We start from the raw sequence: 14,741 nt of genomic DNA on the forward strand, positions 1-14,741 counted from the left end.
CCGCTTGCTCCCCGCGTCGCGGGGCCGCACCATCGGTCCCACACCCGACCGGACTCTCGAAGAGGAGACGACATGACAGAGACGTCGACAGCGCCCGAAACCACCGCGATCCGCACCGAGCTGCTGATCGGCGGCGAGTGGCAGCAGCCCGCGGCGGGCGAGCGGATGGACGTCACGGATCCGGCGACGGGTGAGGTCATCGGCGAGGTGGCCGGGGCGACGGTCGCCGACGTCGACGCAGCGGTCACGGCGGCCCGGCAGGCGTTCGACGACGGCGGTTGGTCGCGGATCTCGGGCCGTGAGCGCTCTCGCGTGCTCCTGCGGGTCGCGGCGCTCATCCGCGAGCGCTCCGAGGAGCTCGCGCAGGCCGAGAGCCTGGATGTCGGCAAGCCGATCATGTTCACGCGGATGATCGACGTGCCGACCGCGGCGGACCAGTTCGAGTACTTCGCGAGCCTCGCTCAGCATCTCGACGGTGCCGTGCGCGAGACACCGCTGCCCGCGTTCGCGTTCACGCGCCGTGAGCCCCGCGGTGTGGTCGCGGCGATCAGCCCCTTTAACTTCCCCCTCATCCTCTCGAGCTCGAAGCTGGCTCCCGCGCTCGCCGCGGGAAACACGGTGGTGCACAAGCCCGCACCGCAGACGCCCCTCAGCGCACTGCTGATGGCCGACATCCTTCGTGAGGCCGGCGTGCCCGCGGGCGTCTACAACCTCGTGATCGGCCCGGGGCCCGAACTCGGCGACGCCCTCGTGCGCCACCCCGACGTCGACATGGTCGCGTTCACCGGCTCGACCGCGGTCGGTCGCATCGTCGCGCGCACCGCCGGCGAGCACCTCAAGCCGGTCGCGGCCGAGCTCGGGGGCAATGCGGCGAACATCGTCTTCGCCGACGCGGATCTCGACAAGGCGATCGGGGCGGTCATCAACGCCTTCGTGTTCAACACGGGCCAGTTCTGCATGGCGGGGCCGCGGCTGCTGGTGGAGCGGCCGCTGTACGAGACGGTGGTCGGCATCCTCGGCAACGCGGTGGGCGGGGTGCCGCTCGGGCGCCCCAGCGACCCCGGCACCGTGATCGGTCCGGTGGCGAGCCGTGTGCAGCTCGAGCGGATCGAGCAGATGGTGCAGGATGCCGTGGCCGCCGGCGGCACCGTCGTCACCGGCGGTCATCGGGTCGAGCTCGACGGCGGCTTCTACTACGCGCCGACCGTCATCGCGGGGCTCGACAACGATGCCGTCGCCGTGAAGGAGGAGGTCTTCGGCCCGGTGCTGACGGTTCAGCCGTTCGACACCGAGGAGGAGGCGATCCGCCTCGCGAACAGCACCGCCTACGGCCTGGCGGCGGGCGTGCAGACGGGCAGCATCAGCCGGGCGCACCGCGTGGCCAACAGGCTCGAGGCCGGAATCATCTGGGTCAACGGGTGGGCGATGCTCGATCCGGCCGTCCCCTTCGGGGGTGTGAAGGCGTCGGGCTGGGGTCGCGAGAGCGGACCCGAGGCGCTGGAATCCTTCACCCGATCGAAGTCGGTGATCGTCACGATCGACCCGGAGGACGCAGCCTAAGCCGCGCAGCGCGGGCCGCCGTTCTTCGCGAGCGGAGGCGACCGCGAGCGTGAACGAGGCGGCGGGGCGCCGAGCTATATTCTGGCTCGGCGCCCCGAGTGCGTGCGCAGAGAATGACCCCCAGGAGCGTCCGTGACCGAACTGACCCGTCCCGCAATCTCACCCGAATCGGCGCCGGCGACGCAGCCCGCAGCGGAGGAGGCGCAGCCGCGCCGGCTGTCGTCGTTCTTCGGCGATCTCGAGCTGCTCGTCGTCGTGCTCCTCGGCATCGTGTCGGTCGCGACGGCGTACACGTCGTTCCAGGCGGCGCTGTATGACGGATTGTCGGCCTCGGCGTACTCGCAGGCGCAGAACTCGCAGACCGAGGCGGAGTCGCTCTATCTCGAAGCGAACCAGACCTACATCCGCGACACCGAGACGTGGTCGCGGCTGACCGAGCTGAGCATCGACATGGACAGCGCCGACCCCACTCTGGCGGCCTCGGCCGAGGCGAAGTTCGACATGCTGCACTTCGTCGCGGTCGACGAGGCTCTCGATGCCGCGATCATCTGGTCGGACGAGCAGAACGCCGAGGGCGGCGACTACGTGAGCCCGTTCGACTCCGAGGAGTACCTTGGTGCCCGCTTCTCGATGTGGTCGGTCGAGGACGAGCGCAGCGACGCCTTCTTCGCCGACGCCGAGCGCTACAACACGTACGGCGACCGCCTGCAGTTGAGCACCGTGCTCATGGCGGTCAGCCTCTTCCTCCTCGGTGTCGCGGCCGTGGTGAGGGGCCGGCGCACGCAGTGGATGCTCATCGGCTTCGGGGTGACGATCGCCCTGGCGGCGACGGTGCTGAACAGCTTCGTCCCCTTCGTCTGGTTCTGAGCCGGCGCACGCCCCGCTGCCGGCCCGGTCGGCTCTACGGCGCCACGCCGCAGGTCGCGGCCAGGTCGGCGTCTTCCGTGCCGAACAGCGTCGGCGTGCGCACCAGCTCGAGCAGGTCGGTGTAGGGCGTCTGCACCACGACCTCGTAGGTGGCCGACTCACCCGGCCACAGATCGCTGGTCCACGACACCACCTGGCGCCCGTCGTGCGTGCCCGGTCCGAGCGTGCCGGCGGTGGCGGCATCCCCCAGCACCGTCGAGCCCTGCGGCATGTAGATGTATGCCACCGTGCGGATAAGGCCCTCGGGTGCAAAGTTGCCGGACCCGGTGATGTATCCGGGCAAGGATGTCGCGGCATCCGCCGGCGCCTCGCTGCGGACCGTCACCGACAGCCCCGCCCGTGTGGTGCCGTCGGGCGCCGACTCGCACCAGCCGAGCGAGGTCTCCAGGCGCGCGTAGTAGTCCATCTTCGATCCGGTGCCGTCGTTGACGAACACCCCGAATCGCGTCGCATCGAGGTCGGTGACGGGCAGGGCGCCCACCAGGGTCGTGCCCTCGAGCACCGCCTGCTCCTTGTCGCGCTCGCTCCAGATGAGCAGCCGGTCTTCCGAGCCCGCCTGCACGAGGGCCTCGATCAGCGCCGTCGGTGACGCCTCGCCCGACGTGAGGGCGCCGAACACCGCCGCAGCTGCGGAGGCGAAGAACGCGTCCTGCTCGGCCGGTTCGGAGTAGCGGAAGTACACCTCGTTCAGCAGAAGCGGGACGGCGTTATCGCTCGTGAGCACGTCGCCCGACGGCAGGGTCACAGGCCCCGTCGCTCGAAGCAGGTACGACAGCGCGACGGGATCGATCGCGATCACTCCGTCGACCGCGGTGCCCGTTGCGCGCTCCCAGAATGCCCGCGAAAGCTCGCCCGACAGTGCGAAGTCGGGCACGAGCGTCGTGTTGTGCATGAAGCGCACGGGGTCGAGCCCGTAGATGCCCTGCACTTCGCTCGCGAGCGTCGCGATGGGCTCCCCGTTGCCGAAGCGCGACAGTGCGGTGGCATCGGACGAGTCAGCCAGGCTGATGCGTCCGCCGTCGGTGTTCACGAGGATGACGGCGCCCGGGATGCCGCCCAGCGAACGCCACTCGGCGTTGTTCTGGAACAGCACGAGGTAGTTGCGGGAGCCGTTCGCCCCGAGCATCGGCGGCACCAGCTGCGTCGCCCGGGCGAGGGCCTCCGTCGCCGTCGCGACCGTGCGCATGAGCTCGGATGCCTCGGCGAGCGGCTGCCGCACGGCGCCTACGAGGCCCGCGGTGTCGAGGTCGTCGAGCGAGGCCGCGGACTGTGCCGCCGCCGATGCGGCCGTCGCCGCCGGCTGCTGCATGGCGATCAGCGGCGCGAGGTCGATGGCGCCGTCGCGCGGCGCGAAGGCGCTCACGTCCAGTCCCGCGGCGACGTCGAGCAGCGGGTCCAGCCCACTGCGCACGAGCGCGTCGATGGACGCCGCGACCGTCGACACGGCGCTCAGCTGCGGGCCGATCCAGGGCACGCCCTCGACGAGCTTCCACACGGGGTCGGAGGTGAGGTCGCGCGCGGCGGCCGTCTCGTCTGCGAGCGCTGCCGCCGCCGTCGCCATGGCCGCAGGATCGGTGGTGAGCGTCGACTGCACCTCGCCCGCGATCGACTGCGCCGACGAGAGGTGTTGCTGAGCGAGAAGGGCGCGTACGCCCACCCAGGAGAGCACAGCGACCGCTGCGACGAGGACGACCCCGGTGGCGATCGCGAACGCCCGGCCCGCGGAACGTCGGCGGGCGAGCGAGGCTGAGGTCACCGTTTCACCCTAGGCGACCCCGCGTTCGCCGACCGGGCAGAATCGACCCGTGACCTTCCTCCCCGATGATCTCTACGCCCAGATCGAACGCTCGATCCCGCTCGCGTGCGTCGACTTCGTCGCCGTGCGCACCGCGCCGGATGGAGCGCAGCAGGTGGGTCTCATCCTCCGTGACTCGCCCTACGGCCGCGTGTGGTGCCACCTGGGAGGGCGGGTGCTCTACGGCGAGACGCTCGCGGCGGCCCTCCGCCGCCACTGCCTCGACACCCTCGGCGTCGAGCCGGTGCTCGACGCCGACCCGCAACCCGACTACGTGTATCAATGGTTCCCCGAGGAAGTGCGACCGGAATCCCCGGCGACAGGACTCGACGCCCGAAAGCACTCGATCGGCCTCTCCTTCACGATCGAGCTGCCGGATGCCGCGGCCATCGTCGCGCAGAATGAGGCGCTCGACTTCGCCTGGTTCACCCCGCCCGCGTGGCCCGAGCCGCTCTGGCCGGGCGGCCGGACGCTGCTCGAGCGCCTGACAGAGCACCCCTCGCGCGGGTGGCGTAGTTAGCCTGGGACCATGCCCATCGAGACATCTGCCATCCTCTCCTGGACCCTCCAGCAAGAAATCCCGGTTCCCGACGATGTTCGCAGCCTCCTCGTCGAGGGTGAGCAGCCGGTCGCGTCATTCAAGACGTTTCGGGATTCGGCTACGTTCACGACGAAGCGCCTGATCGTCCGCGACGCTCAGGGAATCACGGGCAAGAAGGTCGAGATCTACTCACTTCCCTATTCGGCGATCAACATGTGGTCGACCGAGAACGCGGGCGGGTTCCTGGATCGCGACGCGGAGGTGGAGCTGTGGACGCGCGCGGGTCACATCAAGGTGAAGATCACGAAGGGCGCCGACATCCGCCGCATCGACAGCCTGATCGCCTGGGCAGTGCTGCAGCCCCATTGACGGTCGCCGACCTCTCGGCCGGGGTTGCCCCCCCTGCGCGCCCGCATGGACGCGCGCGCTGCGTCCACTCAGAAGGGGGCGTCGTCGAGGTCGGGTACGAAGCCGACGGTGACCGGTGGTGGGGTGTCGGTGTAGCTGACTCCGCCGGGGGAGGTCCATTCGATGACCCCGCCGGGGTGATGCGTCACCTGCCAGGGTGTTTCGCCCTTGAGGGTGTGATGTCGTCGGCAGAGCGCGGCGAGATTTCGGTGGTCGGTGTGCCCGCCGAGGGCGTAGTCGTGGCCGTGGTCGATGTCGCACCGGTGGGTGGGCATGCGGCATCCGGGGAATCTGCAGTGCGGATCTCGGACCCGAAGATATCGGGTCAGGTCAGCTGTTCTGGTGTATCGGTCGACGGCGAGGACGCCTCCGGTGATGGGGTCGGCGAGAACCCGCTCCCATCCCGGGGCGGTCACGGCGAGGAGTCGGGCGGTGTCGAGGTCGATGGGTGTGCGGCCGACGAGTTCGGCGGGGTCGTCGGTGACTCCGGCCAGTGCGAGGGCGGGGACGGTGACGTTGACGGTCGCGCGGATGGATGCGAGTCCGCCGTGTCCGTCGCCGAGTCCGTCACCGGTCTCCGCGTCGATGCGGTGGGTGAGGACGATTTCGGTGAGCGCGTCGGCGCGCACCTGATCCATCGTACGGGAGTCGGCGGCATCCATGGCTTCGGCGTTCGTGTTGCCGTTGTTGAGGACCTCGCGGGCGATCTGGCTGATCATGGCGTGGATGCCGTGCACTGGTACGGCCGGGCCGCGCAGCAACAGCTCGGTCATCCCGTCGGCGACGTCGCGCACCCACACGCCCCGACCCTCCCGTGCGGCTTGGTGCCGTTGCGCAAAGGTGGTGGGTTGCACCTGCTCGACCAGTCGCGCGAGCTGCGGGCCGAGTCGTCCGGGCGTGGTCGACGCCGCCCGCTCGAGCGCTTCGCCCTCGAACGCGGCCCGGATCTCGGGGTCGGTGAGCTTCACCCCGTGCTCCACGATCGCCCTCACATGGCCGACCGATACCCGCCCTGCGGCCAATGCCTCCCACGTGGCCGCGAACCGGGTGATAACCGTGTGGGCGTCATCCATCCGCCGCTGCACCGAGCGGTCGGGCTGTCGGGCATGCGCCCCGAGCTCGGCGGCGAGTGCCCGCAGCGGCAGGTCGACCTCCCGGCCCGCGGTGCGGGGGATCTCCGCCATCCGCTCCAGCCCCACCGTCTGCGCACGTGCCAGCACCGCCATCGCTCGAGCTTCTGCCGCCGCGATGGCTGCCACCGCCGCCGCGTACTCCGCCGCGAGCTCGGCTGCGACGGCGTCGACCTCGTCGTCGCGCCTGCCACCGCCAAGCTTCGAATTCATGTTCGAAACTCTACGCGGGGCCTCCGACATCGCCCTGCGACGATTGCGCCTCGGTGGACGGATCCGTCACCATGGCCTCTCCCAGCAGGGTCGTCACGGCGCGAAAGCTTCCCGCCATGTCGACGCTCTCGTCGATGAGCCACTGGTACTGCAGCCCATCCATGAGTGCGAGGAGGGCGGTCGCCAGCCCCCGCGTGTCGACCGACGGCTTGATGACGCCTCGCCGCTGTGCGGCCTCGAGATGGTCGTGCAGCAACTCGCGCGCGTGCCGGAAGCGTTGAGAGAAGTACTCGTGACTCGGGTGGTCCTCCGCGACGCTTTCCGCCAGCAGCACCGAGAAGAGACGGACGTCGTCGCGCTGCCCCTCGTTCTCCTCGACGAGGTCGCCCAGACGCGTGAGCAGCTCGGTGCCGCGCTCGCTGGAGTCGACCAGCAGAATCTCGTCATCGCGCCCGAAGCGGCTCTCGAGCAGCGCCATCAGGAGACCGGCTTTGGACCGGAAGTGGTGCAAGAGGCCGGGATCGGTGACTCCGGCCTCCGCGGCGATCGCGGCGGTCGATACTCCGCGGAAGCCGCCGCGGCCGAAGTGAACCTTCGCGACGTCGAGGATCTGATCCCGGGTGACCTGGCCGCGCGAGTTGGTGACGGGGCGGCGGATGGTGTCCGCCGCCCCGTTCGCCGGTTGTGCCCGATCACCAGGCTTCGTCATAGACCCGCGCTTCCTTGATCAGGCCGTCGGCGCCGAGCTCGTAGGCGGCCACGCCCGCGGAGGTGCGGTTGACGGGGTGGTTGGCGTGAATGATGTTGAACTCCAGGATCGTCGTCGTGCCGTCGGTGAACGCGTTCAGCTTCTCGATGATCGCACCCGCGTGCTGGTCATCGTCGCTTTCGAAGCCCGCCTCTTCGTCGCCAACCTCGAACATCTGCTTGAGCACGGCCCGGATGTTCTCGCGTCCTACGTACACGCCCATGCCGAGCCCGTCGCGCAGGTCCTGCGACTCGCCGTGGCCGTTGAAGATGCCGTCGGGGCTGAACGTGTCGGCCTGCCCGTCGGGGTCGCCGGCTCGCAGCTGCTTCTGGTACTCGGCGAGCACGGGGTTGAACGGCTCGAGGTTGATCGGCTCCTCACCGAGGATGCGGGTGCGCACGTGCTGTTCGCCGGTGACCCGCGCGAGCCGGTAGTAGAGGCGGTTGCGCACGAGGCCGCCGCGCTCGTTGAACTCGCTGATCACGACGATGTCGAGAGGCTTCTCTGCACCGTCCTTGTTCAGGACGAGTGAGATCTCAGTGCCGTTGAAGCGCCCGTTCGCGCCGGTGGTGGAGTGCGTCACCTTCCATGACGTCACGCCGGTGATCGTCGCGGGCGCCCACTCGCGGACAAGCTTCTCGAACCCACCGTCGATCTGCCGCCCGGCCGCGGGGTCGTCGATATCCGCGGGGCCGTCGAACAGCGAGCGGACGGCATCCACATCGCGGGAGATCAGGCCCTCCACGAGCGCTGCGGCGACGGTCTGCGGGTCTGTGATGGAGATGGTCATGCTGAGCCTTTCGGTTCGGTGTTGGTGGTTCGAGAAGCGAGCCAGAGCGCGCGGCGCTCGCTCTGGCTCACGGGGTCGGCGACGGGAGCGGCCAGCAGAAGGCGCTGGGTGTAGGGATGCTGCGGCGAGGTGCCGATGGACTCGGGGTCGCCCGCTTCCATGACCTCCCCGCGATAGAGCACCACGACGCGATCGCTGATGTTGCGCACGACCGCGAGGTCATGCCCGATGAAGAGGTACGCGACGCCGGTGTCGCGTTGGATCTCGCGCAGCAGCTCCACCACGCGGGCCTGCGTCGAGAGATCCAGGGCGGAGAGGGCTTCGTCGCACACGATGAGCCGCGGCGACATCGCCAGGGCGCGGGCGATGGCGATCCGCTGGCGCTGCCCGCCGCTGAACTCCGAGGGCCGGCGATCGATCGCATCGGAGGGGAGCTTCACGCGGTCGAGCAGTTCGGCGATGCGCGTGCGCGCGGCCGCGCCGCGGTACACACCGTGCGCCTGCAGCGGCTCCTGAAGGATCTGCCCGATCGTCAGGCGGGGGTCGAGCGAACTGTAGGGGTCTTGGAAGACCACCTGGATGTCGGTGCTCAACTCCCGGCGGCGACGAGCCGTGGCATGGGTGATGTCCTCGCCGTCGAACACGACCCGACCGCCCGAGACCGGCGCGAGGCCGAGGATGCTGCGACCGATTGTCGTCTTGCCCGAGCCGGACTCACCGACAAGGCCCACGGTCTCTCCTGCCCGCACGTCGAGCGAGACGCCCCGGAGCGCTTCGAATGGCTTTCGGAACGCGCCCTGGCGGAACGAGACACGTAGGCCCTCGATCGTCAGCAGCGGCGGCCCGGCCGGACGTGTGCGCGCGGGGGGATCGGGCCAGGCATCCGGCACCGCCGCAAGGAGCGTGCGGGTGTAATCGTCCTGCGGGTCGGCGAACAGATCGCGGACGCCGCCCTGTTCGACGACGCGACCCGAGCGCATCACCGCGACGGAGTCGCAGAGGTCGGCGACAACGCCGAAGTTGTGCGTCACGAGGAGCACGGCCATGCCGAGTTCGGTCGTGAGGCCGCGCAGCAGCTCCAGGATCTCCGCCTGCACAGTCACATCGAGGGCTGTTGTCGGCTCGTCGGCGATGAGCACCCGGGGCCGGCCGGTGAGGGCGATCGCGATCGCGACGCGCTGCGCCATGCCCCCGGAGAGCTGGAACGGGTAGCGCCGAAGGACGGGCTTGGGGTCGGGGATGCCGACCTGCGACAGCAACTCGGCCGCGATGCGCCGTGCTTCCGCCCGTCCGACTCGTCGATGACGGCGGAGGGGTTCGACCAGGAGCGCTTCAATCGTGCTTGAGGGGTCGAGCGCGACCATGGGTTCCTGCGACACGTAGGCGATGGTCGTGCCGCGCAGCGCCGCGCGGCCCGCGGCGGAGGCCGCGCGCACGTCGTGTCCGCCCACGCGGATTGTGCCGCCGGTGACCCGCACGCCGTCGGGGAGCAGTCCGAGGACGGCGAGCGCGGTGAGGGTCTTGCCCGATCCGGATTCGCCCACGAGCCCCAGGGTCTGGCCGTCGTCGACGCGGAAGGACACCCCATGCACGAGAGGTTGTCCCTCGTCGGTGGCGATCGTCAGATCCGCCACGGCGACGGCAGCGCCGTCGACCGGATCCCGATCGGCCGGACTCGCAGGCCCGGCGGGCACGTCCCGACGGTGCGAGGTGCGGCGGCGGGGTCGGATCGAGGTGGTGTCGACGAGTGCATCGCCGATGGCGTTGAACGCGAGAGCGGTGAGAATGATCGCGAGGCCCGTGGGAACCATGAGCCACGGGAAGCGGTAGATGGCCTCGGAGGCCTCACGCACCATCGAGCCCCACTGCGGCGCCGGCGGCGGCGGGCCCTGCCCGAGGAAGCTCAGACCCGCCTGCAGCAGAAGGGCGAGGGTCGCCGTGAGCGATGCCTGCACGATCGTCGGGCGGAGCACATTCGGCAGCACGTGCCGGGCGATGATCGGCAGATCGCGGATACCCGAGACGCGGGCGGCGTCGACGTGCAGCTGCGTCGACACGATCGCTGTGCTCGAGCGCACGATGCGGAAGACGCCCGCGCTCAGCAGGATGCCGAGGGTCGCCATGCCGACCGCGAGGTCGGTGCCGAAGATTGCTACCGCGAGCAGCATGACGATGATGCCGGGCAGGGTCTGCAGAACCTCGCTGACGGTGGATGCGACCGCGTCCACCGCGCCGCCGTAATACCCGGCCGCCAGGCCGAGGCTGAGTCCGATGACGGTGGCGATGGCGACGCAGAGCAGCACACCGGTGATTGCGCCGCTTGCAGCGAATATCAGGCGGGAGAGCACGTCGCGGCCGAGGGTGTCGGTGCCGAGCCAGTGGGATGCCGAGGGCAGGGCGCCGGCGTCGGCAAGATCCTGTGACAGTGGGTTGGGGATCCAGCCCCACTCGACGAGGGGGAGTGAGATGGCGGCGAGGCTCGTGAGCGTGACGAGCAGCAGCCACCCCAGGGCGATCAGGGCGGACGGCGTCCGGAGGAACTCGCGCAGCGCGGAGCGGCGGCGGATAGGGCGCAGATCGACGGTCTGTCCGTCGGCGAGATGTGTGCTCATGAGAGGCGTACCCGAGGGTTCAGGGCGGCGACGGCGATGTCGACGAGGACGTTGACGATGAGAACCACGATCGCGCTGACGACGACTGCGCCGAGCAGGACCGGGAGGTCTCGGGCCGAGGCGGACTGCACGATCGCGCGGCCCAGGCCCGGGAGGGCGAAGACTTGCTCGATGACGATCGCGCCGCCGAGCACTCCGACGAACTGCAGCCCTGCGGTGTTGAGCACGGGCGCCGCCGCGTTTCGCAGCGTGTGTCGCCACACGATGCTCATGGGAGTGGTGCCCACGCCCCGGAGGGTGCGCACGTAGTCGCTGCTGAGCTGTTCGAGCATGCTCGTGCGTGTCTGCCTCGCGAACGAGGCGATCATCGCGACCGCGAGGGTCGCGACGGGCAGGATCAGATGGTTCGCCCACTGCGCCGGGTCTGCGGCGAACGGCACATATCCGGTCGCCGGCACGAGTCCGAGGGTCAGGCTGAAGAACAGCACGAGGATGGATGCGAGCCAGAAGTTCGGCAGCGCCAGACCCACGCCGGAGCCCGCGGTCAGCACACGGTCCACAACACCACCCCGCACCGCCGCCGCGGTGCCGATGGCGATGCCGAGAAGCATCGCAACGAGGGTTGAGAGGACCGCGAGCGTGACGGTGACGGGCAGCCGGGAGGCGAGGATATCGCCGACCGGCTCGCGCGTCAGCCACGACTGCCCGAGATCGAGGGTCAGCAGCTGGCCCATGTACTCGGCGTACTGCATGAGCACGGGTCGGTCGAGCCCGAGCCCCTCCTCGAACCGGGCGATCGCCTCGGGGGTGGCCTGGGTCCCCAGCACCGCGGCGGCGGGGGACCCAGGCGTGAGCTGCACGAGGAAGAAGGCAACGGTGGCGACGACGAGTACGAGCGGTATGCCCATCAGTGCCCGTCGAAGTATCAGCGTGATCATCGTCGTCCGTTCCTCATGCGTCGCGGATTTACTCCGCGGGGGCCCACTTGTAGTACATCGGCGGGCGGAACGTGGTCCACTCCACCCCGGTGACGTCCTCCGACAGGCCGTATCCGTAGGCGTCGTTGAACATCGGCAGGAACCAGGCCAGCTCGACCACGCGGGCGTTGAGCTGTTCGAGGATCACGGCGCGCTCCTCATCGTTGGTCGCGGCCCCCGCCTCGGCGTACAGCGCGTTGATCTCCTCGTCGCTCGAACCGAGCGGGTTGAACCCACCCGTCGGTGTGACGAGCTGCCCGAAGTCGAAGTACGCGTCGACCATGCCGTAGGGCAGGAAGACCGTCGGGTACTCGCCGCTCAGGATGCTGGGGATGTACTGGTCCGGCGGAACGTTCACGACGTTGAGCGTGACGCCCACCTCGGCGAGGTAACCCACGAGGGCCTGCACCTGGGTGTCGGCGAGCGAGATGCTGACCGCGTCGATCGTGAAGCCGTCGGCGTACCCTGCCTCGGCGAGCAGTTCGCGTGCCACGTCGGGGTCGTAGGGGTAGAGGTCATTAAGGCTCTCGTCGAAGCCGGCCATGCCCGGCTTGACCAGCTGCGTCGTCGGCGAGCCCAGGCCCTGGTTGACCGACTCCACGATCGCCGCTCGGTCGATGGCGTGGTTGAGCGCCTGCCGCACGCGCACGTCGGCCAGCGCCGGCACGAGGGCGCCGTCACGGTCGACCAGGTGCAGCGTCCACACATTGTTCGACGCGCCGGTGAAGGCCAGCCCGGCCTCTTCGACGCGCACGATGTCGCCCGCCGTGCCGAGCTCGACCATGTCGACCTGGCCCGACTGCAACGCGTTCACCGCGGCCGCGGCATCCGGGATCACCTTGACGACGATCCGGTCGTACGGGTAGTCGTCGGCGGCCCAGTAATCGTCCTTCTTCTCGTACACGTACGTGTCGTTGCTGATCGACTCGTCGGCCACGTAGTCGTAGGGGCCCGACCCGTCGGGCTGGGTCGCGAGGTCGCCCGCCTCGAGTGCTGAGGGGTTGGCGATCATTCCCGACACTCCCGAGAGCGTGAGGGGCAACGAGGGGTTCGGCGCGCTGAGGGTGATGTTCACCCGCGTGTCGCCCTCGGCCTCGATGCTCTCGATCGTCGCGAAGTCGGACGCGAGCGGACCCGTGCCGTTCTTGACGTTCTCGAGGTTGGCGACCACCGCGTCGGCGTCGAGCGCCGAGCCGTCGGCGAACTCCACGTCGTCGCGGAGCGTCAGCGAGAACTCTGTGGGGCTGGCGTAGCTCCACTCGGTCGCAAGGTTCGGCTCGAAGCTGCCATCGCTCAATCGCCGAAGCAGCGTGTCGTAGACCGGTGCCAGGTAGGTGGTGACCGTGATCGAGCCCACGCCCGGATCGAAGTTGATCTGGGTGTTGCCGTCGTGGGCCATCGTCAGTGTGCTGTCGGAGTCGCCACCGGAATCGGTGTTGCCTCCCGTGCCGCAGCCGCTGACGGCGAGGGTGAGGACGACGAGTCCTCCCAGGCCGGCTACGACGGAACGGCTGAATCGTCCGCGCATTACATTCTCCTTTGGATGCAAAGCCCTTATGGGCGGGGTGGTGCCTTGCGTGTGTTCAGTTGTCTCCTCTGCCTACGGCTTTGGATGCGATGACGCCGCGGTACCAATCGAAGCTGGACTTCGGCGTGCGGAGGCCTGTGGGGTAGTCGACGTAGACGATGCCGAACCGGGGCAGGTAGCCCTCGGCCCATTCGAAGTTGTCGAGGAAGCTCCAGAGGAAGTAGCCGCGCAAGTCGACGCCATCCGCGATCGCCTGCCCCGCCGCGGCGATGTGCCCGCGCAGGTACTCGATGCGCTCGGGGTCTTTCGCGGCGCCGCTCTGGTCGAGGAAGTCGGCTCCGGCGTACCCGTTCTCGCTGATGTAGAGCGGCAGATCCGGATGCTGTCGTGAGATGCGCACGAGGATGTCGCGCAACCCATGCGGTTCGATGATCCACCCCATGACTGTCTTCGGGGCGGACCCTCGAGTCACGTCGATGAACGGCTGGCCGATAGTGAACGGGGTGCCGGGTTCGCCGACCCACCCTTCGAGTCGTGCCGTGGAGAGGTCCTCGGGGGCGACGACGTATCGCGGGTGGTACTCGTTGATCGAAAGCCAGTCTGGTCGCTCGGCCGCAATGGCGGCGAGGTCGCCGGGGGCGACGATGCCGGCTCCCTCCGCCCATAGCGCGCTGTAGCCCATGAGGTTGGTGGGGTAGGCGCCCCCGGTCAGCGGCGAAAGGTACGAGGTGACGAGCTGGTCGAACGCGATACCGGCGGCCTCCGTGGAGGCCGGGGTGTCCAACGCCGGGTAGATCTCGCTCATGTTCAGGGCGATGCCGATCGACGCGTCCGTCACCGTGGCGCGCAGTGCGGCGGCGCCCGCGGCGTGGGCGAGCAGGATGTTGTGGTGCACGCGCGCCGCGGCTGTGGTGTCACTCTTGCCAGGTGCGTGCGCGCCGATCGCGTAGCCCAGGTACGTCAGCACCCAGGGTTCGTTGATGGTCGTCCACATCGACACGCGGTCGCCGTAGCGGGCGCCCATGAGCGTCGCGTATTCGGCGAAGGCGTCCACGGTCGACCGGCTCTCCCACCCGCCCTCCTCCTCGAGCGCCTGGGGCAGGTCCCAGTGGTAGAGCGTGGGGATCGGGCGGATGCCGCGCGTGAGCAGCCCGTCGATCAGGCGGTCATAGAACTCGAGACCCTTCTCGTTGACGTCACCGCGGCCGGTCGGCAGCACGCGCGACCATGAGAAGGAGAAGCGGTACACCTGCGCACCGAGGTCGGCGAGCAGGTCGAGGTCCTCGTCGAGCCGGTGGTAGTGGTCGGTCGCGACGTCACCCGTGTCGCCGTGGCGTACGCGGCCCGGCGTGTGACTGAACGTGTCCCAGATGCTCGGCCCGCGGCCATCTTCGGCGGCTGCGCCCTCGATCTGATATGCCGCTGTGGAGACGCCCCACGCAAAGTCGGCGGGAAAGGGCAGAGGGGTAGGGGGCTGCTCCACGAGGACTCCATCGTCATACTTACTTAGCT

General features: G+C 69.3%; 12 protein-coding genes. 4 read left to right on the plus strand and 8 right to left on the minus strand.

All coding sequences use genetic code 11. From position 1 onward, the window contains the following. Positions 1-72: 72 nt before the first annotated feature. Together ACIGCK_RS01790 and ACIGCK_RS01795 are read left to right on the plus strand one after the other, a co-directional pair. Positions 73-1,560: an aldehyde dehydrogenase family protein gene (locus ACIGCK_RS01790; RefSeq protein WP_396663332.1), complete on the plus strand. Its 1,488-nt coding sequence runs from the start codon at positions 73-75 to the stop codon at positions 1,558-1,560. 132 nt (positions 1,561-1,692) lie between these two features. Beyond that, complete coding sequence (locus ACIGCK_RS01795) at positions 1,693-2,427, plus strand: hypothetical protein (RefSeq protein ID WP_396663334.1); 735 nt, start codon at positions 1,693-1,695, stop codon at positions 2,425-2,427. Positions 2,428-2,461: 34 nt separating this feature from the next. On the opposite strand, the gene ACIGCK_RS01800 is transcribed toward ACIGCK_RS01795, so the two are convergent. Then, complete coding sequence (locus ACIGCK_RS01800; protein WP_396663336.1) at positions 2,462-4,243, minus strand: DUF4012 domain-containing protein; 1,782 nt, start codon at positions 4,241-4,243, stop codon at positions 2,462-2,464. Positions 4,244-4,292: 49 nt separating this feature from the next. On the opposite strand from ACIGCK_RS01800, the gene ACIGCK_RS01805 reads away from it, so the two are divergent. Further along, positions 4,293-4,802 (plus strand): DUF4916 domain-containing protein, encoded by a 510-nt coding sequence (locus ACIGCK_RS01805; RefSeq protein ID WP_396663338.1) that lies wholly within the window; start codon positions 4,293-4,295, stop codon positions 4,800-4,802. Positions 4,803-4,811: 9 nt separating this feature from the next. After that, on the plus strand, positions 4,812-5,192 hold the full coding sequence (locus ACIGCK_RS01810) for a PH domain-containing protein (protein WP_396663339.1): 381 nt from the start codon (positions 4,812-4,814) through the stop codon (positions 5,190-5,192). A gap of 68 nt (positions 5,193-5,260) precedes the next feature. Here the strand turns inward: ACIGCK_RS01810 and ACIGCK_RS01815 are convergent, their stop codons facing one another. From ACIGCK_RS01815 to ACIGCK_RS01845, 7 genes are read right to left on the minus strand one after another with little or no spacing between them, the layout of a single operon-like run. Further along, positions 5,261-6,574 (minus strand): DUF222 domain-containing protein, encoded by a 1,314-nt coding sequence (locus ACIGCK_RS01815; RefSeq protein ID WP_396663341.1) that lies wholly within the window; start codon positions 6,572-6,574, stop codon positions 5,261-5,263. A 10-nt stretch (positions 6,575-6,584) separates the two neighbouring features. Next, the gene (locus tag ACIGCK_RS01820) at positions 6,585-7,283 is read right to left on the minus strand and encodes a TetR/AcrR family transcriptional regulator (protein ID WP_396663343.1); all 699 of its coding nucleotides are present in this window, start codon (positions 7,281-7,283) and stop codon (positions 6,585-6,587) included. Next, the gene (locus ACIGCK_RS01825; RefSeq protein WP_396663344.1) at positions 7,267-8,112 is read right to left on the minus strand and encodes a nuclear transport factor 2 family protein; all 846 of its coding nucleotides are present in this window, start codon (positions 8,110-8,112) and stop codon (positions 7,267-7,269) included. The genes ACIGCK_RS01820 and ACIGCK_RS01825 overlap by 17 nt, the downstream gene beginning before the upstream one ends. After that, positions 8,109-10,724: a dipeptide ABC transporter ATP-binding protein gene (locus ACIGCK_RS01830; protein ID WP_396663346.1), complete on the minus strand. Its 2,616-nt coding sequence runs from the start codon at positions 10,722-10,724 to the stop codon at positions 8,109-8,111. Before ACIGCK_RS01830 ends, ACIGCK_RS01825 begins: the two co-directional genes overlap by 4 nt. Beyond that, positions 10,721-11,662, minus strand: coding sequence for an ABC transporter permease (locus tag ACIGCK_RS01835; RefSeq protein ID WP_396663347.1), 942 nt, complete (start codon positions 11,660-11,662; stop codon positions 10,721-10,723). Before ACIGCK_RS01835 ends, ACIGCK_RS01830 begins: the two co-directional genes overlap by 4 nt. 28 nt (positions 11,663-11,690) lie before the next feature. Further along, entirely contained in the window at positions 11,691-13,229 is a 1,539-nt protein-coding gene (locus ACIGCK_RS01840) for an ABC transporter substrate-binding protein (RefSeq protein ID WP_396663348.1), read from the minus strand. Positions 13,230-13,284: 55 nt separating this feature from the next. Continuing rightward, entirely contained in the window at positions 13,285-14,712 is a 1,428-nt protein-coding gene (locus ACIGCK_RS01845; RefSeq protein ID WP_396663349.1) for a GH1 family beta-glucosidase, read from the minus strand. Positions 14,713-14,741: the final 29 nt, after the last annotated feature.

Origin of the sequence: Microbacterium sp. NPDC078428 (assembly GCF_044542535.1) — a bacterium.
Lineage (GTDB): Bacteria > Actinomycetota > Actinomycetes > Actinomycetales > Microbacteriaceae > Microbacterium > Microbacterium limosum.

Excerpts from the sequence above, each read along its gene's own strand:
- ACIGCK_RS01810 (WP_396663339.1), top strand. The coding sequence starts at position 4,812 with ATGCCCATCGAGACATCTGCCATCCTCTCCTGGACCCTCCAGCAAGAA.
- ACIGCK_RS01840 (WP_396663348.1), bottom strand. The coding sequence starts at position 13,229 with ATGCGCGGACGATTCAGCCGTTCCGTCGTAGCCGGCCTGGGAGGACTC.
- ACIGCK_RS01825 (WP_396663344.1), bottom strand. The coding sequence starts at position 8,112 with ATGACCATCTCCATCACAGACCCGCAGACCGTCGCCGCAGCGCTCGTG.
- ACIGCK_RS01820 (WP_396663343.1), bottom strand. The coding sequence starts at position 7,283 with ATGACGAAGCCTGGTGATCGGGCACAACCGGCGAACGGGGCGGCGGAC.
- ACIGCK_RS01790 (WP_396663332.1), top strand. The coding sequence starts at position 73 with ATGACAGAGACGTCGACAGCGCCCGAAACCACCGCGATCCGCACCGAG.
- ACIGCK_RS01815 (WP_396663341.1), bottom strand. The coding sequence starts at position 6,574 with ATGAATTCGAAGCTTGGCGGTGGCAGGCGCGACGACGAGGTCGACGCC.
- ACIGCK_RS01830 (WP_396663346.1), bottom strand. The coding sequence starts at position 10,724 with ATGAGCACACATCTCGCCGACGGACAGACCGTCGATCTGCGCCCTATC.
- ACIGCK_RS01835 (WP_396663347.1), bottom strand. The coding sequence starts at position 11,662 with ATGATCACGCTGATACTTCGACGGGCACTGATGGGCATACCGCTCGTA.